The organism is Promicromonospora sp. NPDC057488, from assembly GCF_042802395.1.
Taxonomy (GTDB): domain Bacteria; phylum Actinomycetota; class Actinomycetes; order Actinomycetales; family Cellulomonadaceae; genus Promicromonospora.
In genome coordinates, this window is the sequence record NZ_JBHVEG010000005.1 from 47669 (window position 1) to 72482 (window position 24814).

The window sequence follows — 24814 nt, forward strand, 5'->3', positions numbered from 1 at the left end:
CCGCACGCCCCGCCGTCGCACCGCCTCAGCAGTCGCGGCCCTAGCAGCCCTGACTGTGCTTCTGTCGACGGCCGCCGTCACCTCCACGGCGGCGGCGACAGCAACAACTGCGCCCGACGACCAGGGCCCCCTCCTCCTCACGGTCACGGTCCCCGAGGACGAGACCACGCCGCCGGGCGGGTCCGAGGACGGCGAGCTCACCGACGCCGAGCTGCGCTGGGCCGTGAGCGTGCAGGCCGGTTCGGAGAGCCACCTCGCGGGACAGTGCAACTTCCTCGTCGCGGGCCGCCCGGGCATCAACGGGAACGCGGGCGGCGGCCGCATCTGGACCGACGCCGACCGGGACCTGTACCACGGCACCGCCGGCGACGTGCGTGTGGTGCGCACCGTCGGCCGGGGCGCGGACGCCGTCCAGCGCACCGCCTCGTTCGGCACGCGCTGCACCTCGCCGGACGGCCGTCCCGTGTCGTACGCCGCGGGCCGCACCACGGGCGCCGAGGTGGTGCTCACCGGCGGCACGGGCACGCGCGAGGCCGACGGCTCGGTGCGCATCCGGTGGACGGGCAGCTTCACCGTCGTCTTCTACGGCGGCCTGGTCTACTGGTGGGTCACCGACCCGGAGCTGCGCCTGGACGCCGCCGGGAACGGCGCGCTGACCGGCACGCTCGGCGGGTACGGCACCGACCAGCAGGACATGACCCGCTGGGAGCCGCTGCCCTCGACCCGGGCGAACCTGGTCACGTTCACCGGCCGCCGCCTCGACCCGGGCTCGCGCGGCGGGCACCTCGTGCCGGACTACTGCGGCGTGCGCGTGACCACGGGCAGCAGGGTGCCGCAGCTCCGCGAGGACCCGGCGGGGAGCTGCTGGGGCTCGTTCCCGCAGGCGTTCGTGACCTTCCACCAGCTCGTGGGCGAGCCGGAGTTCTGGTACTCCACCGGTACCCGGGACGACATCAAGACCCCCGCGAACGTCAGCGTCAGCTTCGACGCCGCGGAGTCGGTCGGCAGCGCGGACCCCGGAAACGGCGGGACCGGCGGCGGAAACGGGAACGGGAACGGCGGCGACGGCGCGGCACCACCGCCGACGACGGCCCCGCCCACCACCGCTCCCCCGGGCTCCGGGAACGCCGGCAGCGGCGCGGGCGGCAGCCCAGCTGGCGTCGGCCCCGGCACGCCCCCCGGCAACGGCACCGACGACGAAGCCGCCAACTCTTTCCTCCCTGTCGCCGCCGCGACCCTCGACGCGGCCGGCGCCGACCTGATCCCCGACGGCCTGCTCCCGGGCGGCGCTACCGGCCGCCGGCTCGCTGTCCTGACCGCCGTCCTGCTGGTCGCCGCCTCCGTGGCGATCCTCGGCTTCCGGCAGGGCTGGCTCGTGCTGCCCTTCCGGCGGCGCGACACCTGAGACCCCCAGTCCGCAGTCCCTCCCCAGAGAAAGGCAAGAACTGATGACAAGCAGCAGACCGGCGGGCCGTACAAGGCGCCGCGGGCACGCTCTGATCGCCACCGGACTGGCCGCGACGCTCGGCACGGCGCTGGCCGTCGTGCCGGTCGTCGCCACGAGCGCCACGGCGGCCGAGCCCGGCGAGGTGACCGCCGACAGCGGCGACCTGGCCTGGGGCTTCCGCCAGAGCTTCCGCAACTACGTGGGCCGGCAGACGGCGGCGCTCCCGCCGATCGGGGCCGTCCCGGTGGGCGAGCGCATCACGCTCGTGGCGCCCGGTCAGTTCGACGAGGACGGCACGCCCGCCGCCGACCTCGACACCACCCCGCCGAACGAGACGCTCCCGTACCTGCTCCCGGTCACGGGCGGCTCGGTCACGGACGCGGACAACCTGACGGTCGCGTCCGCGGGCGGCGCCGTCTTCCACTTCCCGTCGCACGCGTTCACGGTGACGGTCAAGGACGTGGCCGTTGTGGTCGACGGCGGCGCGGGCACCCTGGTGGGTGACCTCGCCGTCGAGATCCCGGAGAACAACCTGGGCTACGAGCCCGGCACGTACGGCGGCGACGACGTGGTGCTGGGCGACGTCGCGACCACGACGGTGGACGTCTCGGGCGACACCGTGACGGTCGCGGGCACGGGTGTGACCCTGACGGCGGAGGGCGCCTCCGCGCTCCAGGACTTCCTGGCCGAGGGCGCGGCGCTGGACGACTTCACGGTGAGCGCGCAGGTCGGCGCCCCGACGGAGGAGCCGGGCGACTGGAACCCGACCGTCACGCTGTCGGCGGCGTCGGGCCTGGACCCCGAGGGTCAGACGGTCACGGCGACCGGCTCGGGCTTCGACCCGGCGGCCAACGTGAACGCCTCGGGGCGGCCGCCGGTCGCCGCGGGCGCGCCCACGGGCGTGTACGTGGTGTTCGGCTCCTTCGGTAACCCGTGGCGGCCCTCGGAGGGCGCCGGCTCGGGTGCCCGGGCGGTGCTCGACCAGAAGTGGGCCCTGCCTGAGCCGTCGTACTCGCAGGTCAAGGCGGACTTCCCGAACGTGGCCGGGCAGCTCGTGCTGCTCAACCCGGACGGGACGTTCACGGCGGAGCTGGCCGCGGCGCCGTCGGACACCGCGACCGGCACGTACGGCGTCTACACGTACGCGGCGGGCGGGGCGGCGGCCAACGCCGCCCAGGAGCTGGCCGTCCCGGTGTCGTTCGCGACGCCGGGCGGTTCCTCGGACGACATCGACCTGGAGGTCACCGTCCCCGAGGGCGAGGACCCGGGCGAGCCGGGTGAGCCGGGCGCGTTCACGTGGACCGTCGTGGGCGGCGCGGGGGCCGTGAGCCTCGGCACCGCGCAGGCCGGGGCGGGTGCCCTGACCGCCGCGGGCGACCTCAAGCGGGTCACCGTCAGCGACACCCGGGCGGGCGGGCCGGCGTGGAGCATCACCGGCTCGGCGACCGACTTCCTCGCCACCGGCGGGTCGGCGTCGTTCCCGGGCAGCAGCCTGGGCTGGGCGCCGTCGGTCGCGGACAACACCGGCGGTGCCGTGGCCGGGCCGCTGGTGCGGCCGAGCACCGGCTCGGGTCTGACGGCGGGCGCCACCCTGGTGTCCGCCCCGGCGGGCCACGCGCTCGGTTCGGTGACGGCGGACGCCGCCCTCGACCTGCGCATCCCGCTGGAGACGCCGGCCGGCGACTACGCGAGCGTGCTGACGCTCACCGCGGTGGGCTGACGTCCCGTGTCCGCGCTGCTCCATCGCGCGGGTCCGCTGCCGCGACGTGCCTCCGGGCGCGCCGCGGCAGCGGTCGCGCTGCTCACCGCACTCTTGCTGGCCGCGCCTGCCGCTGCGCCCACCGCCATGGCTGACGCCGTCGCCGTCCAGGCCGGTACTGCGGGCACGGCCAGCACCGCCGCCGACGACGGCATCTCGTGGTCCGTCACGCCCGCCGACAACCGGCAGGGCGACGGCCGCGCCAACTACGCCTACGCCGTCGAACCGGGCGACCGGGTCGAGGACGCCCTGGTGGTGACCAACCGGTCGGCGGCCCCGCTGGCGCTGACCGTCTACGGCACCGACGCCTTCACCACGCCGAGCGGGCACCTCGACCTGCTCACCGCCGACGAGCCCCCGACCGGCCTCGGCACCTGGCTCACGTTCGAGCGGGGCAACTTCGAGCACGGCACGCTCGACCTCGATCCCGGCGAGTCGGCCGAGGTCCCGTTCACGCTGCGGGTGCCCGACGACGCAGCCCCCGGCGACCACTCGGGCGGCGTCGTCACGGCCCTGACCCAGACCGTGGGCGACACCGCCCTGACCGTGGACCGCCGCCTCGCGCTGCGCGTGCACGCCCGGGTCGCGGGGGCGCTCGCGCCCGGGCTGGACATCAGCGACCTGACCGTGAGCACGGACGGCACGGCCAACCCGTTCGGGACGGTCACCTCGACGGTCCGCTACCGCCTGACGAACACCGGCACCGCGCGGCTCGTGCCCACGGAGACCGTCGCGGTCGCAGGCCCCGGCGGCACCACCTGGCCGGGTGGGGCTGCGTCGGCGTCGGGCGAGCTCACGGAGATCCTCCCGGGATCGACGGTGGAGCGAGTGGTCGAGGTCTCCGGCGTCCGCCCGCTGGTGCGGGCCGAGGCGAGCGTCCGGGTGGACGGTCTGGTGGTCGGCGTCGGCGGAGGCGGCGTCACCTCGGTGCACGACGCCGCGAGCGGGTGGGCCGTGCCGTGGACCCTGCTCGCCTTCGTGCTGCTGGCCGTCGCGGCCGCGGTGGTGGTCCCGCTGGTGCGGGCGCGCCGGTCCAGGGGGATCATCAGGGAATGAGCGAGGGCTCGATCGCAGGCACGGGGCGCCGGTTCCCCGGGTCGGTGTTCCGGGTCGGCTCGGAGCCCGACGCGCGGTTCTCCCTCGCGAACGAGCGGACCTTCCTCGCCTGGATCCGCACCTCGCTCGCGCTCGTCGCGGGCGGCGTCGCCCTGGAGACCCTGGGGCTCGACCTGCAGCCCGGCCTGCGGCTCGCCGCGTCGATCGTGCTGATCGTGGCGGGCACGCTGCTGCCCCTGATCGCGTGGGTCTGGTGGATGCGCATCGAGCGGGCGCTGCGCAGCGGGTCGCCGCTCCCGGCGACGATCGTCGGGGTGGTCCTCGCGGTCGTCGTCGCGGTGGTGGGCGTGCTCGTGCTGCTCGGCGTGCTGCTGCGATGACGGCGCCCGCACTCGGGCTGCAGCCCGAGCGCACCGAGCTCGCCTGGCGCCGCACGGCGCTGGCGGTCGCCGCGGTCTCGCTGGTGGCCGCTCGGCTGCTGCCCGCACTTTTCGGGCACGCGGTCTGGCTGCTGCCCGGCCTGGTCGGGACGGGACTGGCGGGGTACCTCTGGATCGCCGCCCGACGCCGGCACACGCGGCGGACGCCGGTCCCGGCGCGAGGGCCGGGCCACGATTCCCCGGGTGCGGGGCTGCTCGCGCTGACGGCCGCCGTCGGGGTGACGATCGGCCTGGGCGCCCTGGCGGTGGTCCTGTCCCTGTACGTGTGACCCGGCGATGTCAGAGGTGCGCTTCTACCCAGTCATCAGGCCCAGATACGGCGTGATTTCGGGCCCAATGACTAGGTAGAAGCGCACCTCGGGTTGCGGGGTGGGGGCGGGGTGGCGCCGGTGTCAGGGCAGGGTCAGGACCGGGTCACGGCAGTGTCCACCGCTGCACCGTGCTCCCGTCGCAGTCCGCGATCTGCGTCCGCGTGCCGTCGTTCTGCACCCGGCCCACCGGCTGCAGGCACCGTCCGGACTGCGGGTTGCGCAGGGCCAGGGTGCCACTGGTCGAGGCCCACTGCTGGGCGCCGGTGCCGTTGCAGTCCCAGAGCTGGACGGCGGTGCCCGCCGCCGTGCCGCCGCTCGCGACGTCGAGGCACTTGCCGAGCGCGCGGACCGTGCCGTCGGTGCCGACCGTCCACTGCTGGGCGGTGTTGCCGTTGCAGTTGGCGAGCTGGATCGGGGTGCCGTTGGCCGTCGCCGCCCCGGCGACGTCGAGGCAGATCCCGTTGCTCGCCCGGATCGTGCCGGTGCGGCCGCCGCCCCCGCCCTGGGAGTCGTAGACGCGCACGTAGTCGACGAGCATCTGCTGCGGGAACTGCGTGGACCCGTCGGGGTAGCCGGGCCAGTTGCCGCCCACGGCGACGTTCAGGATGAAGAAGAACGGCTGGTTGAACACCCACGGGTTGCCGCCCGTGTTGGCGGGCGTGAACGTCTGGTACGCGTTGCCGTCCACGAGCCAGGTGATGGAGTTGGGGCTCCAGTCGATCGCGAACGTGTGGAAGTCGTCGGCGAACGACCAGCCCTGCGGGTGCTGGTACTGCCCGGTGATGGGGTTGCCGCCCGAGTAGCCCGGGCCGTGCAGCGTGCCGTGCACCAGGTGCGGCTCGCGGCCGATGTTCTCCATGATGTCGATCTCGCCCGAGCTCGGCCACGGCGTGCCCGGGAACTGGCCGCCGAGCATCCAGAACGCCGGCCAGATGCCCTGGCCGCGCGGGATCTTGATCCGCGCCTCGAGCCGGCCGTACTGCGGCTGCACCTTGCCCTTGGTCGTCAGGCGGGCGGACGTGTAGCCGCTGCCCTCCTGCCGGGCCGTGATGACGAGGTTGCCGTTGCCGTCCAGGGCGGAGTTCTGGCGGGAGTTGACGTAGTTCTGCAGCTCGTTGTTGCCCCAGCCGCCGGCGCCGGTCTCGTGGTTCCAGTTCGCGGCGTTGGGCGCGCTGCCCGCGGCGCCGTTGAACTCGTCGGACCAGGTCAGGGCGGCGGCGGCCTGCGCGGTCTGGTCCTGGGCAGTCTGGTCCTGCGCGACCCGGGCCTCGTCCGACACCGTCGGCGGCGCTGCCGAGGCGACGAGCGAGGCGGAGAGGACCAGTGTCACGGCGGCGACTGCCGTGACCAGCGTCCTGGAGGCTCTGGGGGTCCTGCTGGGGGTGCTGGCTCTGAGTGCACGACGCATCGGGGTGCTCCCTCGACGTGATCATCCCGCCGGGCGGGACTGCCCGGGCGGTCATCGCTGTGTCTTACGCGCGCGTGGCCCGAACCGTATATTCGGCCGCCGGAACCGCACAACGGATGGTCGCGCAGTTACGGGTTTTCCCTACCGGCCGTGAACGTTGCTGGCCGTGAACGCCTTGCTGGCTGTGAACTTCCCGGGTGTACCCCTTCCCGGGTGTGAACGTTCCGGTACGGATTCGCGGATCGGGTGCCGGGAAGGCGTGGCGGCGCCCCCGCCCGCCGGAATCACCGCTTACGGTCTACCCGTGACCCTTGTCGACCTGGTGCTGATCGTCGCCCTGCTCATCGCGCTGGGCGCCGGGCTGAGCCGGGGCCTGCTGGCCACGCTCGGCGGCCTCATCGGCCTGATCGTGGGCGGGCTCGCCGCCTTCTGGGCGGTGCCGGCGGTCAACGACGTGCTGCCGTCGTCCGAGTGGCGCGGCCCCGTTTCGATCGCGCTGGCCGTGCTGCTGCCGCTGTTCGGCGCCTCGCTGGGGGCCGGGTTCGGCCGCGACCTGCGCCGGGGCGTGGACCGCACCGCGCTGCGCCCGCTGGAGCGGCTGCTCGGCGGCGCCGCGAACGTCATCGTGGTGGCCCTGGCGCTGTCGTTCGTCGGCAACGCGGTCTCCGCCACGGGCACGCCTGGCGTCTCGTCCGCGGTGTCGTCGTCGGCGGTGCTGCGCACCATCGACCACCTGACGCCCCCGGCCGTGGGCCGGCCGCTGGCCCAGATGCGCGCCATGGTGCTCGACGACGGGCTGCCCCGCCTGAACATCCTGATGGTCCCGCGCCAGGAGCCGGTCGTGCCCGCCGTCGACCTCGGCAACGCCCAGCTGGAGGCCGCGTCCCAGTCGGTGGCCCGGATCTCGGGCATCGCGTACGCGTGCGGCAAGAGCTCGACCGGCTCGGGGTTCGTGGTGGCCACCGACCGGCTGGTCACCAACGCGCACGTCGTGGCCGGCGTGGACCGGCCCGTCGTCGAGCTGCCCGACCAGCCGGCCCGCGAGGGCCGCGTCGTCTACTACGACCCCGTGGACGACCTGGCCGTCATCGCGGTGCCGGACCTGTCCGCCGACCCGCTGCCCATCGCACGGACCCTGTCGGTGGGTGACCAGGCCGCCGTCCAGGGCTACCCGTACGGCGGCCCGTTCACCTCCCGCAGCGCGGGCGTGCTCAGCGTGAGCACCGCCCCCGTGCCGGACGTGTACGACGAGGGCGCCAGCCCCCGCGAGGTCTACTCGCTGGCCGCGCAGGTGCGCCCGGGCAACTCGGGCGGGCCGCTGCTGACCACGGACGGCCGGGTCGCGGGCGTCGTCTTCGCCCGCGCGGAGTCCGACGTCGAGGTCGGGTTCGCCATGACCGACGCCGAGCTGCGCCCCGTCGCCGCGCAGGCCACCGCCCTGGACACGCCGGTGTCGTCGGGCCGGTGCGCGAGCTAGAACGTCCGGTAGTCCGCGATCGGCAGCTTGGGCCCGCGGCGCGGCGCCCGGGCGCGGCCCGACAGCGACAGCAGCCGCACCACGCGGTGCCGGTGCGGCGCGTAGGGCGCGAGCAGGCGCAGCATGCCGGCGTCGTCCGTGCGCTCGCCCGTCAGCGCCCAGCCGACGGCGGCCGGGAGGTGGAAGTCGCCGACGGAGACGGCGTCGGCGTCGCCGAACGCCCGCTGGGCCACCTCGGCCGACGTCCACACGCCGATGCCCTGCACCTTCTCCAGCCGCGCGCGGGCCTCGGCGGGCGCCATGGCGGCCGCCTCCTCCAGGCGCGGGGCCACGGCGGCGCACCGCGCGACGGTCCGCGCCCGGCCGGGGTCGACGCCGGCGCGGTGCCAGTCCCACACGGGCACGCGGGCCCAGGTCCCGGCGTCGGGCGCCACGCGCAGGCCCCCGCGCAGCCCCTCCGGGGCGGGCCCGGGCGCCGGGGTGCCGTACCGCGCGACCAGCCAGCGCCAGGCCCGGTGCGCCGTGACGGTCTGCACGCGCTGCTCCAGCACGGCGGGCACCAGCGCCTCCAGCACCCGGTCGCTGCGCACCATCCGCAGGCCGGCCGCGCGGCGGTGGGCGACGGCGGCCTGGGGCGGCGGCTCGAAGCCGGCCGCGTCGTCGTCCTCACCGAGCAGCACCGGCAGCGCCCCGGCCGCCTCGCGTGCGCCGTCGCCCCAGTGGTGCACCACGACGTCGTGCGGGCCGGCCGGGACGAACCGCTGCGTCACCGGCCCGGAGCGCAGCAGGGAGGTGCGCCACACGGACCCGTCGGCGGCCCGGTGGAACGTGGGGTCGCCCGGGCCGTGGCCGAGCGGCCCGAGCGTCAGGCCGACGTCGAGCCGCCGCGGCGAGGTGTGGCGGACGGTGAGCACATCCCAGTGGACCACGCCGGACGTGCTTGCTGGGACAGCCGGACCGCTCACCCAGAGATCCGCGCCACCTCGTCCGCCACGGTCTGCACCAGCAGGCGCTGGCCGAGCGGCCGGAAGTGCCCCCACAGCGGCAGCTCGACGTTGCGCGCGCCGGTCAGCCGGCCGGTCTCGGGGATGTGCGGGTCGAACCGCGGGTAGATCGACGTGATGCGCTCGTTGACCAGGAGCTCGCCCGCGAGCGCCAGCAGCACCGGGTCGCGCGGGTCGAAGGACCGCAGGGCGCGGGAAAGCATGTACCGCGCCCAGCGTGAGCCGGCGAAGGGCGTGGCGATCGCGACCATGCCGAGCGCCCGCTCGCCCGCGGGCGAGAGCAGCACGCGCTTGCCGATCAGGCCGCCCTTGCTGTGCGCCACGAGCACGACGCCGGACAGGTCGGCGCGCTCCAGGTGCTCGGCGACGACGTCGGCCGACTCGGGCACGGGGCGGGCGTTGTGCCGCAGCCCGGGGACGGTGTGCACGGGGTGGCCGGCGCGGGCCAGCGCGGTGGCGACGGGGCCGAGGAACTCCCAGGTCTCGTAGATGCCGGGCAGCAGCACGACGGGTGCGGCGCCGCCGGGCCCGGTGGGCACGGTGGCGCGGCCGAGGAAGTGGCGGGCCTGCCGGTCGGCGGCCCAGGCGTAGTCCGCGGCGCGCTGCCCGAGCTGGACCAGGGCCTGCCCGACGCTGGTGCGGGACCGGTTCATCGGCTGCAGGTTATCGCGGGATGCGGGCGGTCGGGCCCGGTGCCACGGTTGATGGATGCGGGTCGTCGTGGTCGGAGCCACCGGGAACGTCGGGACCGCGCTGCTGCGTGCGCTGCACGCGGAGCCGCGGGTCACGTCCCTGCTGGGGATCGCGCGGCGGCTGCCGAACCGGGCCGCCGAACCGTACGCGCACGCCGGGTGGGCGGCCGTCGACATCGCGGCGGAGGACACCGACGAGCACGTGGTCGCGCAGCTCGCCGCCCAGTTCGGCGGCGCGGACGCCGTCGTCCATCTCGCCTGGCTGGTGCAGCCCGACCGCGAGCGCGAGCTGCTGCGCCGGGCCAACGTCGAGGGCACGCGCCGGGTGGCCGAGGCCGCGGCGCGGGCGGGCGTGCCGCACCTCGTGGTCGCGTCCTCGGTGGGTGCCTACGCCCCCGCCGGGGACGACGCGCCGCGCGGCGAGGAGTGGCCCGTGCGGGGCCTGCCGACGTCGCACTACAGCGTCGACAAGGTCGCCCAGGAGCGGGTGCTGAACGCGTTCCAGGGGGCGCACCCGGAGGTCGTGGTGGCCCGGCTGCGGCCCGCCCTGATCTTCCAGGCCGACGCCGCCCGGTCGATCGCGCGGAACTTCCTGGGGCCGCTCGTGCCGGTGCGGCTGCTGGGCCGGGGCGGGCTGCCCGTGCTGCCGCTGCCCGCCGGGCTGCGCCTGCAGGCGGTGCACGCGGACGACGTCGCCGACGCCTACCGGCGGGTGGTCGTGGAGCGGGCCCGCGGGGCGTTCAACGTCGCCGCCGACGACGTGCTGGCGGGCGCAGATCTGGCACGGATCGTGGACCACGGCCGCGTGGTCGAGGTGCCGCCCGCCCTGGCCCGCGGCGCGGTCGCCGCGGCCTGGGCCGGGCACGTGGTCCGCGCCGACCCGGGCTGGGTCGACCTGGCGCTGTCCGTGCCGGTGCTGGACTCCACCCGGATCCGGAGCGAGCTGGGGTGGGCCCCGCGCCGCACCGGGGCGGACGCGGTCGAGGACCTGCTGGCGGGGATGTCGGCGGGACGGGGAGCTGGGCAGGGCACGATACCCGTTCCGGTACGGGACGGCGGAGCACCGCGGATCCCCGACTCGATGGACCACTACCTGTTCGGGCTCTACCTGTCGGACCACTTCACCGGCGCGACGGCCGGCCTGGAGCGTATGGGGCTGATGGCCCGCACCGCGCAGGACACCCCGTTCTACGCCGAGCTGGCCGAGGCGACCGAGCAGCTGCGGGCCGAGCGGGAGCTGTACCGCGACCTGCTGGACGCCCTGGGCGTGCCGCGCCGCCGGTACCGGCAGGTCGCGGCGTGGCTGGGCGAGAAGGCGGGGCGGCTCAAGCTCAACGGCCGGGTCACCCAGCGCTCGCCGATGACGACGGTGCTGGAGGCGGAGCTCATGCGGTCCGCCGTCCTGGGCAAGATCGGCGGCTGGCAGACGCTGCGCGAGCACGCCGGCGAGCTGGGCCTGGACGCCGCGCGGCTCGCCGAGCTGACGGCCCAGGCCCGCGCCCAGATCGAGCTGCTCGACCGGTTCCACGCGTGGGCGCGGGAGCGGGCCTTCCGGGTGCGGACCGGCGCGGAGGCGTGGGAGCGCTAGTCGTCGTCCTCGCCCCGCGCCGCCGCGACCCGGATCTCGCGGCCCCGCTCGACCTCGCGCAGGTGCTTGGCCTCGCGCTTCTCGCTCGCCCGGGCGTCCTTGGGCGGGAGCTGCACGTTCTCCTCGGCGGCGATGCCGCCCTCCAGCTCGCGCCCGCGCTCGAGCTCGGCGTCCAGCTCGGCGCCGAACAGCAGCGCGAGGTTGGTGATCCACAGCCACAGCAGGAACACGATGATCCCGGCCAGCGACCCGTAGGTGGCGTCGTAGCTGGAGAAGGTCGCGACGTAGAAGCCGAACGCGGCGGACGCGAGCACCCACGAGAAGATCGCGACGAACGCGCCGACGCTGATCCAGCGCATCCGGGGCTGCCGCACGTTGGGCGTGACCCGGTACAGGATCGCGACCAGCACGATGACCAGCGCCAGCACGACGGGCCACTTGGCGATGTTCCACACCGTCACGGCCGTGGAACCCAGGCCGACGGCGTCGCCCACCGCGCGGGCCAGCGAGCCGCTCAGCACGAGCGCGGCCACGATCAGCGCCGCGATCACCACCGCGACGAGCGTGACCAGGAGCATCACCGGGCGGAGCTTCCACACGGGCCGCCCCTCGTCGATGCCGTAGACCCGGTTCATCGCGCGGCCGAACGCGCCGATGTACCCGGACGCCGACCACAGGGCCAGGACCACACCGACGACGAGGGTCAGCCCGGCGCCGCCGCTCGACGCGGCGTTCTGGACGAGCGGCTCGACGATCGCCAGCGCGTCGGGCGGCACCACGCCGTCGACCGTGTCGAGCACCCGCTGGACCGCCTGCTCGCCGTCCCCCACCAGACCGAGCACGGAGACGAGCGCGAGCAGCGCGGGCGCCGCGGCGAGCACCGCGTAGTAGGTCAGCGCGGCGGCCAGGTCGAGGCACTCGTCCCGCGTGAACTGACGCACGGTGTTGCGCGCGACGTACTTCCACGTCCCCCGGCGCAGGTCCGGCGGGGAGTCGGGCTTGCGCCGGTCGTCCGGTGCCGGAGCCCCGGACCGCGCCGACGAGTCGTCGATGTCAGTCATGCCAGCCCCCTCGTCGGCCCTGCGGTCAGGTCAGTCGGTCGTGCGGTCCGTCCGCCAGGCGTTCTCGTCGCGTGCCATCTGGTCCCGTGCCAGGCCTTCCCGGGCAGGGTCTTCGGGCGCGTCCTCGTCGGGCACAGCCTCGTCCAGCACGGCCTCGTCCAGCACAGCCTCGTCCAGCACGGCCTCGTCCAGCACAGCCCCGTCCGGTCCGGCCTCGTCCTCCGAGTGCCGCACCCGGTCCTTGAGCCGGGCGGCTCCCGCCCGCACGCGGTCCGCCTGACGCCGGGCGACCTGGCCCGGGCTCACCTTGTCGCGGAGCGCGTCGACGTCCCTGCTCAGCTCGTCGCGCGTCCGCTCGATCTCCTCACGGATCTCCTCGGGATCACCGGCGCTCATGCGTTCTTCTCCCGTCCCTGTGAGGCTCCCTGGTCTCCGTGCAGGCCCTCATGCCCGTGCAACGCGTCGGGGATCTTCCGCACCGAGTCGGTCGTCCTCGGCAGTCCCTCGACGGCACGCAGCTCGGCGCGACCGCGCAGCGCGAGCACCGCGGCGATCACCGCCCAGACCGCCGCGACGAGCAGCGCGGACCAGCCGCCGCCCACCAGCGTGCCGAGGGCCCACCACAGCGCCAGCGACAGGAACACCAGGACCATGTGGCCCGCGACGCCCGCACCACCGAACATGCCGACGCCCTTCCCGGCGCGCTTGGCGGACTCCGCCACCTCGGCCTTGGCGAGCGCGACCTCCTGCCGCATCAGCGTCGAGACGTCGCGGCTGATCTCGCCGACCAGGCTGCCCACGCTCTGGTCCGTCTGGCTGTGGTCAGTACCCGGATGGCTCATGCTCGGACTCCCGTTCTCGCTCGACTTCTAGCTCGACCGCTAGCGCGACAAGGCGTGCGGAACCGGCCGCTTCATGACCACTCATCAACCTAGGCCCGCGACACCGACTCGCAACCTGGCCGCCCCGCGACCAGCAGGCCCGCATTACGGAATGCATCAGAAAAGCGCAGGAATACGCGGCGCAAAAGCAATCTCGAATTCCTGCCCCACCAGCGAGTTTGACGTCCGTACTGTCGGAATCGCCCGAACTGAGGTATTGTTTTTGGCTTGGAGTCATGAAGCGGCTTCAGATCCAGTTGGATCTGGGAGGTTCATGTGCCTTTGACCGAGAAGCCGCGAACGACCAGTGCGGGTGGTGCCGATGGCACCCCCGCCGTCCCCCACGGGTTCTCGGCGGCGGACCTCGTGCGCACGCTGGGGCTCGGCACCAACCTGGTGGTCGGCACCTACCGCGTCGGGGTCACCTCGGGAACGTGGTGGTGGTCCGACGAGGTGTACGCGATGCACGGCTGGAAGCGGGACGAGGTGGAACCCGGCCTCGACGCGCTGCGCTCGCGCAAGCACCCCGACGACCGCGGCCGCGTGGTCCGCGCCGCCGGCGAGGCCCTGCGACTGGGCCGTCCTTTCGCATGCGCGCACCGCATCGTGTCGCGCAACGGACGCACCCGCTCCGTGGTCGTCACGGGCGAGGGCACGCAGAGCGCGCTCGACCGCTCCCCCGAGCTGGTCGGCTACGTCGTCGACGTGACGCCCGTCCAGAAGGAGGCCCTGGACCGCCTCGCCGACGGCGCCGTGCACCGCGCGTTCGTCAGCCAGGCCGCCATCGAGCAGGCCAAGGGCGTCATCGTCGCGGTACGCGGCGTGGACGAGGACGTGGCGACCGAGATGCTGACGCAGGTCGCGCAGAAGGCCGACGTGCCGCTGCGCCTGGCGGCCGACCAGGTCATGGCGGCGTTGCGCGCCGACGACGAGAGGACCGGCGTCACGCAGGCCGCGCTGCGCCGCGCCCTCGACGCCGTCGTGCCCGTGGGGCGGCCCCGCGGGCACGACGCCCTGCTGACCCGGCGGCCGCGTCGGACCGAGACGACCGACACGCGCCGCCGGGACAACTGAGCCTCAACCGCCCTGCCTCAACCGCGGGGCGCGGGCACCGTGAAGACCGGCTTGCCCGGCGTCAGCTCGGCCGTGTAGGCGGCCAGGTAGGTGTCGAGCCAGGTGGCGCGCTCACCCTCGGTGGGTGCGTCGCCGGCCGGGTCGTCCAGCGGCAGCTCCAGCCGGGCGTCCCGCACCTTGACGGTCCTGCCCGACGGCGTGTCCACCCACGACCCGGTCTGGATCGAGCCGATCTCGACGGCGAGCCGGTGCCCGGCCGCGAGGGTCCAGTCGGTCGACTCCAGGTCGATCGCCAGCCGGCCGTCCTGCACCACGGCGGCCTGCTCCACGAACGACACCGCGGTGCCGTCGGGGGCGACGTCGTGCAGCTCGACCAGCACGTTGCCGTTGCCGCGGGCCTTGAGCGAGATCCGGGGCGTGCCGGCCACGCGGACGTCCGCCTCGACCGGCGCGGACCACGTGAGGTAGCTGGACCGCGAGCCGTCCTGCTCCTCCTGGGGGCCGCCGTCGTCCACGTAGGAGCCGCCGCCCAGGGCGACCTTGGCGGTCCGGTCGGCGACCGGCCACGTGTCCTCGGCGCGCCAGGCGCCGGTGCTGTCCTGGATCGCGAACGCCGGGTAGTCCGTCGTCGGCTCGACGCCCTTGAGGTGCTCGTCGTAGAAGGCGCCGATCTCGTCGAACCAGCCCTCGCGGCCCATCTTCAGGCTGCCGTCCTCGTTACGGTCGTTGCCGCGGACGTGGTCCCACGGGCCGAGCCAGCCGCGCTGCTCGCCCTCGTGGTTGGCGAGGTACTCGTCCATGGACTCGGGCCGGGTGTTCCACTCCAGGAAGCCCTGCGTCACGAACAGCGGCGTGTCCGAGCCCGCGGCGTGCTTCGCCAGGTCCCGGTCCTGCCAGTAGCTCGTGCCGGGGTCGGCGATCAGCGTGTTCGTCGTGTTCGCCGCGAGGCACTCCGGGTGCGTGAGCTCGTACTGCGAGTTCTGCACGTAGCGCTCGTCGTCGTCCGGCAGCTGCGGGAGCTGGGCGATCGTGTTGTACGTGCTGGGCGCGATGATGCCCTCCTGCCGGGGCACCCCGTTGGAGCGGATCCGGTCGTACATGTCCCAGATGGGCTCCTGGGCCACGACGGCCTTGAGCGCGTCCTGGTCCAGGTTGTTGCCGATCAGGCCCGTGACGGCGTCGTACGACTTGCCGTACATGCCCACCGAGCCGGTCGACCACGACTGGTCGGCGGCCCAGTCGATCGCGGCGGCGACGTCGGCCTGCTCGCCGGGTCCCGCGAAGTCGATGCAGCCGGTCGAGCCGCCGTAGCCGCGGGTGTCCACGAGGACCAGCGCGTAGCCGCGGTCGAACAGGTCGATGCCCTCGACCAGGTCGCCGAACCGGTCCGAGGGACCGGTGTGCGGGTGCTGCTCGTCGAAGATCTCGCCCGAGTGCCCGAAGTACGAGCCGGCCGACAGGATCACCGGCACCTGCTCGCCCTTCTTCAGCCCCTCCGGCAGCAGGACGTCGGCGTGCAGCTCGACGTCCGACCCGTCCGAGGACGGGAAGTAGTGCTGGGTCCAGGCGGCACCCTCCGGGACGCGGTCGTTCTCCTCGTGCGTGACGGGGTCGTCGGCGGTGGCGACGGCGGCCTTCTCCGACGTCGTCCTGTCCGACGTCGCCGTGGCGACCGGGACGGCGATCGCGCCCGTCAGGGCGACGGCGGCGAGGGCTGAGACGGTCGTGACCGTGGCGCGTGTTCTCACGTGCTCCTCCAGGTTCTCGGCTGTGGGTACGTTGAGATCACATCCCGGATTTCACCCGCCCGACAGTGCGACGGCGTCATCGGCCCGGCATGACATTCGTCGCCGCCGGTCGTGACGCTGTGTCACTGGTGGGGGCGCGGCCGGGGACGAATACTGGACCCGACCTGCTCTGCCGTACCGAGCTGCCCTACCGAGCTGCCGACCGAACTGCCGATCGAACGGCCCGACCCGATCTGGAGTGCCGATGGACCGCGAGTGGTGAGGCCCCGGCGGACCGCGCTGTCCGATCACAACGAGGTGTCCCAGGGCCGGCTGCGCCGGCTCAACCTGGTGCTGCAGGTCCCGCCGATCGCCCTCACGGGCGTGGTGCTGGTGCTGATCGACCACCAGACCTGGTGGGGCACGGTCGCGCTGGTCGTGGGCGTGCTCGCCGCGATCGTCGCGATGGAGCGGTGGACGGCGGACGACCTCGCGCGGGTCGCCCTGCCCTGCCTGGCGATCACCGCGGCGGTGTGGGTGTTCGGGGCGCTGGTAGCCGACAGCAGCACGGCGTTCTACGGCCTCGGCGTCGTGGGCTCCCTCGTGGTGCCCCAGCTCCCGCGGCACCGGATCGCCGCCGGGCTCGGGCTGCTCGCCTTCATCGCGGCCGTGGGCGCGAGCCGCCTGCTGGTGTCGCAGGACGTCGTCGGCGACCTGATCGTCTACGTGCTGGTGCCGACGGGCGTCTTCGTCGTGGCCACGCCGCTGCTGTACGGCAACCAGAGGTACCTCGACCTCATGAAGGAGACGCGGGAGCGCGAGGCGGAGCTGGCCGTGGCCCAGGAGCGCATCCGGTTCGCGGGCGACCTGCACGACATCCAGGGCCACACCCTGCACGTGGTCAAGCTGAAGACCGTGCTGGCCCAGAAGCTGGTGCACCGCGACCCGGACCGGGCGCAGGAGGAGCTGCGGGAGATCCACGCCCTGGTCGCCGACACGATCGCGCAGACCAAGAACCTCGCGCACGGGCAGCGGCGGCTCAACCTGTCGGCCGAGCTGGAGAACGCGAAGAACCTGTTCGAGGCAGCGGGGATCACCGTCCGCGTGGACCGCCCGGCCGAGGCCGACCCGCGCACCGCGGAGCTGCTGGGCCAGGTGCTGCGCGAGACGACGACCAACATCCTGCGGCACGCCCAGGCGACCTGGGTGCGGATCACCCTGACCGGGACGGGCATCGACATCGTCAACGACGGCGCCCGGCCCGGTCCGGCGCCCGAGCTCAGCGGGCTGTCCGCGCTGCGGCAGCGCGTCGCCGAGGACGGCGGCGAGCTGACCGTCGAGCAGCACGAGGGGCGGTTCCGGACGGCGGCGTCGTTCGGGGCCGGGACCGGGACCGGGACCGGGACCGGGGAGACAATCACTGGTGGGACGGCGGCGCCGTCCGCCGCAGCTCTGGAGGGCAGCAGATGACCACGGTGGTACTGGCCGACGACGAGGCGCTGCTCCGCAAGGCGCTCGCCGCGCTGCTCCCCCTGGAGGGCGACATCACGGTGCTGGCCGAGGCGGAGGACGGCGCGGCCGCCGTCGAGGCCACGCTGGAGCACCGGCCCGACGTCCTGGTCATCGACCTGGAGATGCCCGGGGTGGACGGCCTGGCCGCCGTCGGCGAGATCCGGGCCGCGCAACCGGACCAGGTGATCCTCATGCTCACCCGGCACGCCCGGCCGGGAGTGCTGCGCAAGGCGCTGCGGCTCGGCGTGCAGGGCTTCGTCAGCAAGTCTGCGGAGCCGGCGCACATCACGACGGTCATCACGGCCCTGCACGAGGGCAAGCGCTGGATCGACCCGGACGTCTCGGCGCTCGCCGTCATCGACGACTGCCCGCTGACCGAGCGCGAGGTGGACGTGCTGCGGGTGACCAGCAAGGGCTACTCGGTGGCCGAGATCGCCGCCCAGCTCCACCTCGCGGAGGGCACGGTGCGCAACTACCTGTCCAACGCGATGCAGAAGACGCAGACCCGGACGCGGCACGAGGCGGCCCGGTACGCGCGGGAGCACGACTGGCTGTAGGCCGGCACGGGGTGGTCGCGCTTGGGTGGGCCTGGTTGGGTGGCTGTCGTGCGCACACTCGAGATCGTCCGGCACTCGCTGACGCGCAAGGGTGCTGACCGCCGCCAGGATCGACCATGTCGCGGTCGGTGATCTGCCGCGGCACCTGGAGACGGCGCTCGCGATGGGGTTCGCCGTGGACGAGCAGGTCGCCTGGCCCTCCGGTTACGTCGAGGGCGAGGTCGGGCACCACGACCAGCGGACGTGGGAGCAGCCCTTCGTCCGCTACGCGAGCCTGCTGGCCCGGGGCGGCGGACTGCACGAGGTAGCGCAGGAGCACCTCGGCCACTGGCGGCGGATCCTCGATCGTGCCCCGGAGGGTGGGACCGCGCTGATCGTCTCGTCGGGCGGTTCCATCGAGGCGGTGCTGGTGGCAGCGATGCCCGACGCCGACCACGCCGCCTGGGGCGGGCCGCTGCACCACCTGGAGGGGGCGACGGTGACGGTGGACGGGGGCCGCGTCACCGGGGTGAGGATGCGACGGCGGGTGGGGTGAGGTGGCGGTGGGGCGAGTTGGCATTTCTGGGTCCTGCCCCGCGACTGTCGTGTGGCGTGGTCGACGACGAGGGCCATCCGAACAGGGGCACAGGCCGCTGAGTTCCAGGGCTTGTCCACACGACGCGCAGCCGGATTCTGCTATTGGCAGATCGGGTCGGTTCAGCGAGCGGTGCGAACGGGTGTGCCATATGTTGATGGCATGAAGCGAACCGGTGGAGTGCCAGGACGAGCAGGCAAGCAGCCTGCTCGATCGGTGCTGCCCGGGAACGGTCCGAGGCTGCCTAGCGAGGTGCTGCTGCCCGATGCTGTCCTGCAGCCCGGTAGTGCACTGCAGCCTGGTAGTGCTCCGGAGCCCGGTGCTGTCGGGGCGACCGGTGTGCCGACGCTCGACCGAACAGTTGATGTGGCGGGGGTGCGGGCGGTGCGGCGTGCCCTGGCGGAGATGATCTTGCCCGGAGCCACTGACATTGGGTCTGGTGCTGTGGTCTCCAGCGCGGTGCAGGCCGAATGGGTAGACCTGCTCGGCGAACTCGAAGCGGTCAAGAACGCAATCACCGCGACCCAGGCCCGGATCACGGTGGCCCTGGATGAGGCGACTCGTGCTGAGGAGGCTCGGCAGAGCATCCGGGCCGAGCGGCGTGGTCGGGGTGTCCCGAACCAGGTCGGCGCGGCGCTGCAGGTCAGCCCGCACGCCGGTGCCGGGTTCGTGTCCACGTCCCGGGTCTGGGTCACCCAGATGCCCCACACTTTCGCCGCCCTGCAGGCCGGGGTGCTGTCCCAGTGGCGAGCCACCCTCCTGGTCCGGGAGACCTCGCACCTGTCCGTGGAGCACCGGGCCCTGATCGACGAGGAGATCTGCGGACCCACCCACCTGACCGAACTGGCCCGCATGAGCACCCGCCGCCTCGTGGCCCGGATCAAGGAACTCGCCGCACAGCTCGACGTACACGCCTGCGTGAAGCGCAACGCGAAGGCTGTCACGGAGCGGCGGGTCTCGATCCGCCCAGCACCGGACCTGATGGTCTACCTGACCGCACTGGTCCCGATGGCCCAAGGAGTGCAGGCCTACGCCCAGCTCAAGACCCACGCCGAAACAACGAAGACCACGGGTGATGAGCGTGGGGTGGGTCAGATCATGGCCGACACCCTGATCGAACGCGTCACCGCCCGTGAGCCCGGCCACGCGAACGATGTGCCGGTCACGATCAACCTCCTGGTCTCGGACGACACCCTCCTCGCCAACGGCGGCCAGCCCGCGATGGTGGTCGAGGGTGCACCTGCGGGTGCGGGTGTCGTCCCGGCCCCGGTCGCGAGGAACCTCGCTGCCCATGCAGTCGACACCGACTCCGCGTGGCTGCGCTCGATCTACGTCAACCCGCACGGTCGGCTGCTGGCCACGACGTCCACCTCCCGGTTCCACCCGCAAGGACTGTCGAGCCTGCTGCGTGCCCGGGAGCAGGGCATCTGCGCCACTACCTGGTGCGACGCACCCGTGCGCCACCTGGACCACGTCACCCCGCATGCCGAGGGCGGCCCGACCAGTCTCGACAACGGTCAGGGCCTGTGTGCCCGCTGCAACCATGCGAAGCAGGCACCGGGCTGGTCGCAGAAGACCACTCAATTCAACGGACTTCACGCGGTCGAGACGGTCACCCCGACCGGGCACATCTATGTCTCGGTCGCGCCCACACCGCCGACACCAGCCACGACCCGGGACGCGACGCAGGGCCGAGGCGTGCCACAAGTGCGTGACACGGCACCAGGCCGGGACGAGCCACTGGTGGATAACACCTCGGTTCGTGGGGGCACGCCGACCCGTCGCAAGGCCCTGGTTCGTGATGGAGCACCCGAGCGCGGAACGACCCTGGTCACCGACGCGACCGCAGCCCCTGGCATGGACACGCACTCGGCCGAAGCTGCACCTGGCGACGCGCTGCTGGCCACCCAGGCGGGACAAGGTGTCGACGCAGACCCCGACCGGAACACGGCCATGCCCAGCACCGATCAGGACACGACGCCGGCCCGCGACCGCGCCACGACTCCACCCTGGACTCCGGCGGCCGGCATGACCGGCCCCGCACCCGGCCGCGTCCCACGCAGCCGCTACTCGATCGGCTGCCAGACCACGCCCGCCCACGGCGCGATCGCCTACCGGCCGAGCCCTCCACCCCGGCAACCGCGCCCGGCACCGCAACCACCCCGCCGGACAGCAGGTCGGGCACCAGCCCGGTTCCGCCGAGCCGACCTGTCCTGGTCGCACCCGGCCTGACGTCAGTTCCCCCGGCACCCGCCACAGACGGCGGCACCGCCGTTGTCGCGCGCCTCGACCGGCGGCAGCGGGCGAGTGCCCATGAACGGACGCCTGCACACCCCGGGCCCGCAGAGGAGCCGTCCCGTCGTGCTGCGCATCGTCGGGAGCGTGCGATCGGGCAGGCCGGCACGCGCCTCGGCAAATTGCCGACGCTGCGAGCGCCCTTGTCAGCCCGCGGCACCAGCAGACACACCGGCCCACCTCACGGCGCTACCCAGGCACTCGAGCGGCAGCCGTCTGCATCCGGGACCTAGCCTGGGCAGCCCCGACGGCGCCCGGCTCGCCCCAGCACCCCAGCACCCCAGCACCCCAGCACCCCAGCACCCCAGCACCCCAGCACCCCAGCACCAGCCAATCCGCCCAGCACGCCCGGCCACACCGGTCCAACCGCCCCCGCCACCCCGCCCCCAGACCACACCCGGCCGCAACGCAGGGATCACCTATCGACGTCGACCAGGATGGGCACACAGCACGCCGGAGCAACCCGCCCGCCCCCGACCCCCGATACTGGGCGGGGACAACCACGCGAGGGAGCGAACATGCCGGGCACCGAGCACACCCGCACGCTGTCGGTGCGCCTGCTCGGCCCGTTCGCCGTGACCGTCGACGGCGCGCCCCTCCCCCTCAGCTCCCGCCTCCGCACTCTCCTGGCGGTGCTCGCCCTCGACGTCGGGCGCCCCGTGTCCACCGAGCGCATCGCCGCCGCGGTCTGGGGCACGGACCGCCCCGCCGACACCCGAAAGGCGATCCAGGTGCTGGTGACGCGCCTGCGCACGGCGACCGGCGCCGCCGCCGTCCGCACCACCTCCGGGGGCTATGCCCTCGACGTCCCGCCCGAGGCCGTCGACCTGCACCGCTTCGAGACCAGGCTCGCCCAGAGCGATACGGCCCAGGAACCCACCGAGGAGTACCGCCTCCTGCGCGACGCCCTGGGCCACTGGCGGGGCCTCCCCTTCGAGGCCGTCGACTCCGACCTGCTGATCGCCGACGACCGCCCGCGCCTCCTGGAGACCGTCCTCCAGGCCGTAGAACGTGCCGCCGACGTCGCCCTGGCCGGCCCCACCCCCGGCCCCACCACCACCAACGCAGTCACCGACGCCGCCACCAACTCCCCCGACCTCGACGAGCTGGCCGCCGGCCTGCGCGAGCTCGTCGGCCTCCACCCCCTGCGCGAGAGCCTGTGGGTGCGCCTCATGGCCGTGCTCGACCGCACCGGCCGCCGCGCGGACGCGCTGGCCGCCTACCAGGATCTGTACCGCACGCTCCGCGACGAGCTCGACACCCAGCCCGGCGAGGAGGCACAGGCCCTCCACCGCGCCCTCCTCGCGGGCGACCCCGCCCAGCCCGCCGCGCCCCGCATGCTCCCGCCGCCGGACGGCGCGTTCCGCGGCCGCCGCGAGGCCCTCGCCGCCCTGGACACGCTGCTCGACGACGCTCCCGGGATCGCCGTCGTGGACGGCCCCGGCGGCATCGGCAAGACGACGACGGTGCTGCAGTGGGCGCACCGCGCCGCCGACCGCTTCCCCGACGGCACCCTCTACGTGAACCTCCGCGGCTACTTCCCGACCAACACGCCGCTGGCGCCCGCGGTCGCCGTCCGCACGTTCCTCGACGCCCTCGGCATCCCGCCCGACCGCATCCCCGACGACGCCGACGCCCAGACCGCGCTGTACCGCTCGGTGCTCGCCGACCGCCGGATGCTGGTGGTGCTCGACAACGCGCGCGACGTCGAGCAGGTGCGACCCCTGCTCCCGGGCGGACGGCGCTGCGTCGTCGTCGTCACGAGCCGGAACCGCCTGGGCGGGCTCGTCGCCGTCGAGGGCGCGGCCCGCCTCGCGCTGGGCACGCTCACGCCGTCCGAGGCCGAGGACGTGCTGGCCGCCCGGCTGGGCGCCGCCCGGCTCGCCGCCGAACCGGCCGCGGGCGGCGAGCTGCTCGCCCTGTGCGGGGGCCTGCCGCTGGCGCACGTGATCGTCGCGGAGCGCGCCGTCGGACGGCCCGGGGCGCCGCTCGCGGCCGTGGTGCGCGAGCTGCACCGGCACGACTCCCGGATCGCGGCCCTGTCCGCCGACGGCGACCGGCCCGCCCGCTCCGTCTTCTCCTGGTCCTACCGAGCGCTGGGCGACGACGCCGCGAGGGTGTTCCGCCTGCTCGGCCTGCACCCCGGGCCGCACCTCACCGTCCCGGGGGTCGCGAGCCTCGGCGCGGTCACCGAGCAGCGCGCCCGCGCCGCGATCGCCGAGCTGGAGCGCGCGAGCCTCCTGATCGAGCTGGCGCCCGGCCGGTTCACCATGCACGAGCTGCTGATGGACTACGCGAACGAGCTCGTCGCCGGCGACCCGCCCCGGGACACCGGAGCCGCCACGGTCCGCATGCTCGAGCACTACCTGCACGCGGCGCACCAGGCCGAGGAGGCCCTGGCACCCACCGCGGACCGGCACACGCTCGGCCCCGCGCCCGACGGCGTCGTCGGCACCACCGCGCCGACCGGGTACGACGCCGGCCTCGCCCTGTTCGACGACGAGGCGCCCGTCTTCGTCGGCATGGTGCGCCGGGCCGCCGCGACCGGGAACCCCGGGCACACCTGGCGCATCGCACGCTGCCTGCGCCCCTACCTGTGGGGCCGCGGCCAGATCCCGACGCTCCTGGAGACCGGCCTCCTGGCGCTCGACGCCCTGGAGACGCTCGGCGACCTCCCTGAGCAGGTCGCGTGCCGGCGCTGGATCACGCAGTCGCTGCTGCGGCTCGGCCGGTACGACGAGGCGCTGGAGGGGGCGCCCGGCCTCGCCGAGGCCCTCGAACGGCTCGGCGCCGCCTACGACGCCGCGGGCGAGCCCCACCGCGCGGTGGCCGCCCGCCGGGACGCCGAGTCGGTCCGCACCGGTCTCGACGGGCTCACCGGAGTCGCCGGCGGCGCCGGGCTCGCCGGGCTCGCCGCGGCGACCAGCTCCCGGCCCCCGTCCAGCACCGCCTGACCGAGCGGAGTCAGCGTGTGCCAGACGCTGTTGCGCTCGCGCCGCGACGCGATGAGCCCGGCGTCGCGCAGCACCGACGCGTGCTCGGACGCCGACGGCGCGGACACGCCGATGTGCCGGGCCAGCTCACTGGTGCTGGCGCCGTACGCCAGGGCGGACAGCGCCGCGGCCCGGGTGCGCCCCAGCAGCGCGGCGAGCGCCCGGTCGTGGTGCCCACCACCGGCCGGCTGGAGCCAGGACAGCCGGAGCGGCACGGGGTAGACGAGCACGGGCGCGAGCTCCGGGTCGGCCAGCGAGATGGGGGCACGCCAGCAGAAGAACGCCGGCTGCAGCGTGAGCCCCCGCCCCTCCAGGTACACGTCGCGGTCGGCGGCGGTGTCGACGCACAGCACCGGGTCGCGCCAGGTGATCGTCGGGTGCACCGACGCCAGGAGCGCCTGCGTGCCACCGCTGGTCAGGGTGCGGGCGCGGGCCGCGACGTCGGCCTCGACGGCGCTGCGGACCGCCGTCCAGTGCGGTGCCAGCGCCTGGTCGTGGAAGGCCCTGGCGGCCACGCCAAGCCGGTGCCGGGCCACGGTCGAACGGTGCAGGTCGGCGGCCCAGCGGGGCACCTCGCGGCGTCGGCTCAGCAGCTCCAGCTCGTCCTGGAACCGGGCCGACGGCGTGCTCAGCATCGTGTCCAGGCCCTCGCCGAAGTCGGTGGACCCGCCCGCGGGCGTGAGGAAGTCGGGCGTGTAGCCGCGCGGCGGCGTCAGCCCCAGGTAGGAGCGCGCCTCCCGGGTGAGCCCGGACACGACCTGGGAGCGCCACTGGCCGAAGACCAGCGGGCCGCCCGCGACGTTGACCTGGTGCGCGCTCAGCACCGCCTCCCACAGCGGGTCGGGCCCGGGCGCGAGCCGCACCCGCAGCAGGTCCTGCGAGGTGAAGTGGATGCGTAGCATCCAGCCATTCCACTCGCCGCCGGTTTCAGACCGCTTTCAGACGCACCCGGTCCGAC

The 24814-nt window shown here is 74.2% G+C and carries 20 protein-coding genes and 1 pseudogene; 13 read left to right on the forward strand and 8 right to left on the reverse strand.

Annotated elements, in window-relative coordinates:
- The first annotated feature begins 55 nt into the window (after positions 1-55).
- The 5 genes from ACFU5G_RS02050 to ACFU5G_RS02070 are packed head-to-tail and all read left to right on the forward strand — an operon-like array spanning position 56 to position 4971.
- Positions 56-1405: a hypothetical protein gene (locus tag ACFU5G_RS02050; protein WP_377240255.1), complete on the forward strand. Its 1350-nt coding sequence runs from the start codon at positions 56-58 to the stop codon at positions 1403-1405.
- A 43-nt stretch (positions 1406-1448) separates the two neighbouring features.
- Positions 1449-3167 (forward strand): HtaA domain-containing protein, encoded by a 1719-nt coding sequence (locus ACFU5G_RS02055; RefSeq protein WP_377240257.1) that lies wholly within the window; start codon positions 1449-1451, stop codon positions 3165-3167.
- Positions 3168-3173: 6 nt separating this feature from the next.
- Positions 3174-4262 carry a WxL protein peptidoglycan domain-containing protein gene (locus tag ACFU5G_RS02060; RefSeq protein ID WP_377240260.1) on the forward strand — a complete coding sequence of 363 codons (1089 nt, stop codon included), beginning with the start codon at positions 3174-3176 and terminating at the stop codon, positions 4260-4262.
- Positions 4259-4642, forward strand: a complete 384-nt coding sequence (locus ACFU5G_RS02065; RefSeq protein WP_377240263.1) for a YidH family protein — start codon at positions 4259-4261, stop codon at positions 4640-4642. Before ACFU5G_RS02060 ends, ACFU5G_RS02065 begins: the two co-directional genes overlap by 4 nt.
- A complete protein-coding gene (locus tag ACFU5G_RS02070; RefSeq protein WP_377240266.1) occupies positions 4639-4971 on the forward strand; it encodes a DUF202 domain-containing protein in 333 nt (110 codons plus the stop codon). The genes ACFU5G_RS02065 and ACFU5G_RS02070 overlap by 4 nt, the downstream gene beginning before the upstream one ends.
- A gap of 145 nt (positions 4972-5116) precedes the next feature.
- On the opposite strand, the gene ACFU5G_RS02075 is transcribed toward ACFU5G_RS02070, so the two are convergent.
- Positions 5117-6343 (reverse strand): family 16 glycosylhydrolase, encoded by a 1227-nt coding sequence (locus tag ACFU5G_RS02075; RefSeq protein ID WP_377240268.1) that lies wholly within the window; start codon positions 6341-6343, stop codon positions 5117-5119.
- Between the two features lie 382 nt (positions 6344-6725).
- On the opposite strand from ACFU5G_RS02075, the gene ACFU5G_RS02080 reads away from it, so the two are divergent.
- Positions 6726-7898 (forward strand): MarP family serine protease, encoded by a 1173-nt coding sequence (locus ACFU5G_RS02080; RefSeq protein WP_377240269.1) that lies wholly within the window; start codon positions 6726-6728, stop codon positions 7896-7898.
- On the opposite strand, the gene ACFU5G_RS02085 is transcribed toward ACFU5G_RS02080, so the two are convergent.
- Together ACFU5G_RS02085 and ACFU5G_RS02090 are read right to left on the reverse strand one after the other, a co-directional pair.
- Positions 7895-8827, reverse strand: a complete 933-nt coding sequence (locus ACFU5G_RS02085; protein ID WP_377240271.1) for a DNA-3-methyladenine glycosylase family protein — start codon at positions 8825-8827, stop codon at positions 7895-7897. The genes ACFU5G_RS02080 and ACFU5G_RS02085 overlap by 4 nt on opposite strands.
- 32 nt (positions 8828-8859) lie before the next feature.
- Positions 8860-9555, reverse strand: coding sequence for an esterase/lipase family protein (locus ACFU5G_RS02090; protein ID WP_377240273.1), 696 nt, complete (start codon positions 9553-9555; stop codon positions 8860-8862).
- 55 nt (positions 9556-9610) lie between these two features.
- On the opposite strand from ACFU5G_RS02090, the gene ACFU5G_RS02095 reads away from it, so the two are divergent.
- The gene (locus tag ACFU5G_RS02095) at positions 9611-11182 is read left to right on the forward strand and encodes an NAD-dependent epimerase/dehydratase family protein (RefSeq protein ID WP_377240275.1); all 1572 of its coding nucleotides are present in this window, start codon (positions 9611-9613) and stop codon (positions 11180-11182) included.
- Here the strand turns inward: ACFU5G_RS02095 and ACFU5G_RS02100 are convergent.
- Genes ACFU5G_RS02100 through ACFU5G_RS02110 form a run of 3 tightly spaced genes read right to left on the reverse strand, consistent with a single transcriptional unit; the run spans position 11179 to position 13085 of the window.
- Entirely contained in the window at positions 11179-12243 is a 1065-nt protein-coding gene (locus ACFU5G_RS02100; protein WP_377240277.1) for a YihY/virulence factor BrkB family protein, read from the reverse strand. The genes ACFU5G_RS02095 and ACFU5G_RS02100 overlap by 4 nt on opposite strands.
- Before the next feature lie 30 nt (positions 12244-12273).
- Positions 12274-12639 carry a DUF3618 domain-containing protein gene (locus tag ACFU5G_RS02105; protein WP_377240279.1) on the reverse strand — a complete coding sequence of 122 codons (366 nt, stop codon included), beginning with the start codon at positions 12637-12639 and terminating at the stop codon, positions 12274-12276.
- A complete protein-coding gene (locus tag ACFU5G_RS02110) occupies positions 12636-13085 on the reverse strand; it encodes a phage holin family protein (protein WP_377240281.1) in 450 nt (149 codons plus the stop codon). The genes ACFU5G_RS02105 and ACFU5G_RS02110 overlap by 4 nt, the downstream gene beginning before the upstream one ends.
- A 315-nt stretch (positions 13086-13400) precedes the next feature.
- On the opposite strand from ACFU5G_RS02110, the gene ACFU5G_RS02115 reads away from it, so the two are divergent.
- On the forward strand, positions 13401-14198 hold the full coding sequence (locus tag ACFU5G_RS02115; RefSeq protein ID WP_377240283.1) for a PAS and ANTAR domain-containing protein: 798 nt from the start codon (positions 13401-13403) through the stop codon (positions 14196-14198).
- A gap of 17 nt (positions 14199-14215) precedes the next feature.
- Here the strand turns inward: ACFU5G_RS02115 and ACFU5G_RS02120 are convergent, their stop codons facing one another.
- A complete protein-coding gene (locus tag ACFU5G_RS02120; protein ID WP_377240285.1) occupies positions 14216-15946 on the reverse strand; it encodes a CocE/NonD family hydrolase in 1731 nt (576 codons plus the stop codon).
- Positions 15947-16201: 255 nt separating this feature from the next.
- Between ACFU5G_RS02120 and ACFU5G_RS02125 the strand changes: the two genes are divergently transcribed.
- The 5 genes from ACFU5G_RS02125 (at position 16202) to ACFU5G_RS02145 (ending at position 23817) form a co-directional block, all read left to right on the forward strand.
- Positions 16202-17395 carry a sensor histidine kinase gene (locus tag ACFU5G_RS02125; RefSeq protein ID WP_377240287.1) on the forward strand — a complete coding sequence of 398 codons (1194 nt, stop codon included), beginning with the start codon at positions 16202-16204 and terminating at the stop codon, positions 17393-17395.
- The gene (locus ACFU5G_RS02130; RefSeq protein WP_142035459.1) at positions 17392-17994 is read left to right on the forward strand and encodes a response regulator transcription factor; all 603 of its coding nucleotides are present in this window, start codon (positions 17392-17394) and stop codon (positions 17992-17994) included. Before ACFU5G_RS02125 ends, ACFU5G_RS02130 begins: the two co-directional genes overlap by 4 nt.
- A 91-nt stretch (positions 17995-18085) precedes the next feature.
- Positions 18086-18529, forward strand: coding sequence for a hypothetical protein (locus ACFU5G_RS02135; protein ID WP_377240289.1), 444 nt, complete (start codon positions 18086-18088; stop codon positions 18527-18529).
- 444 nt (positions 18530-18973) lie between these two features.
- Positions 18974-20800: a DUF222 domain-containing protein gene (locus tag ACFU5G_RS02140; protein ID WP_377240322.1), complete on the forward strand. Its 1827-nt coding sequence runs from the start codon at positions 18974-18976 to the stop codon at positions 20798-20800.
- A 581-nt stretch (positions 20801-21381) separates the two neighbouring features.
- Positions 21382-23817 (forward strand): BTAD domain-containing putative transcriptional regulator, encoded by a 2436-nt coding sequence (locus ACFU5G_RS02145; protein ID WP_377240291.1) that lies wholly within the window; start codon positions 21382-21384, stop codon positions 23815-23817.
- Between the two features lie 59 nt (positions 23818-23876).
- Here ACFU5G_RS02145 and ACFU5G_RS02150 read toward each other — a convergent pair.
- Positions 23877-24758 (reverse strand): annotated as a pseudogene (locus ACFU5G_RS02150) (DUF5937 family protein); the annotation flags it as partial.
- Positions 24759-24814: the final 56 nt, after the last annotated feature.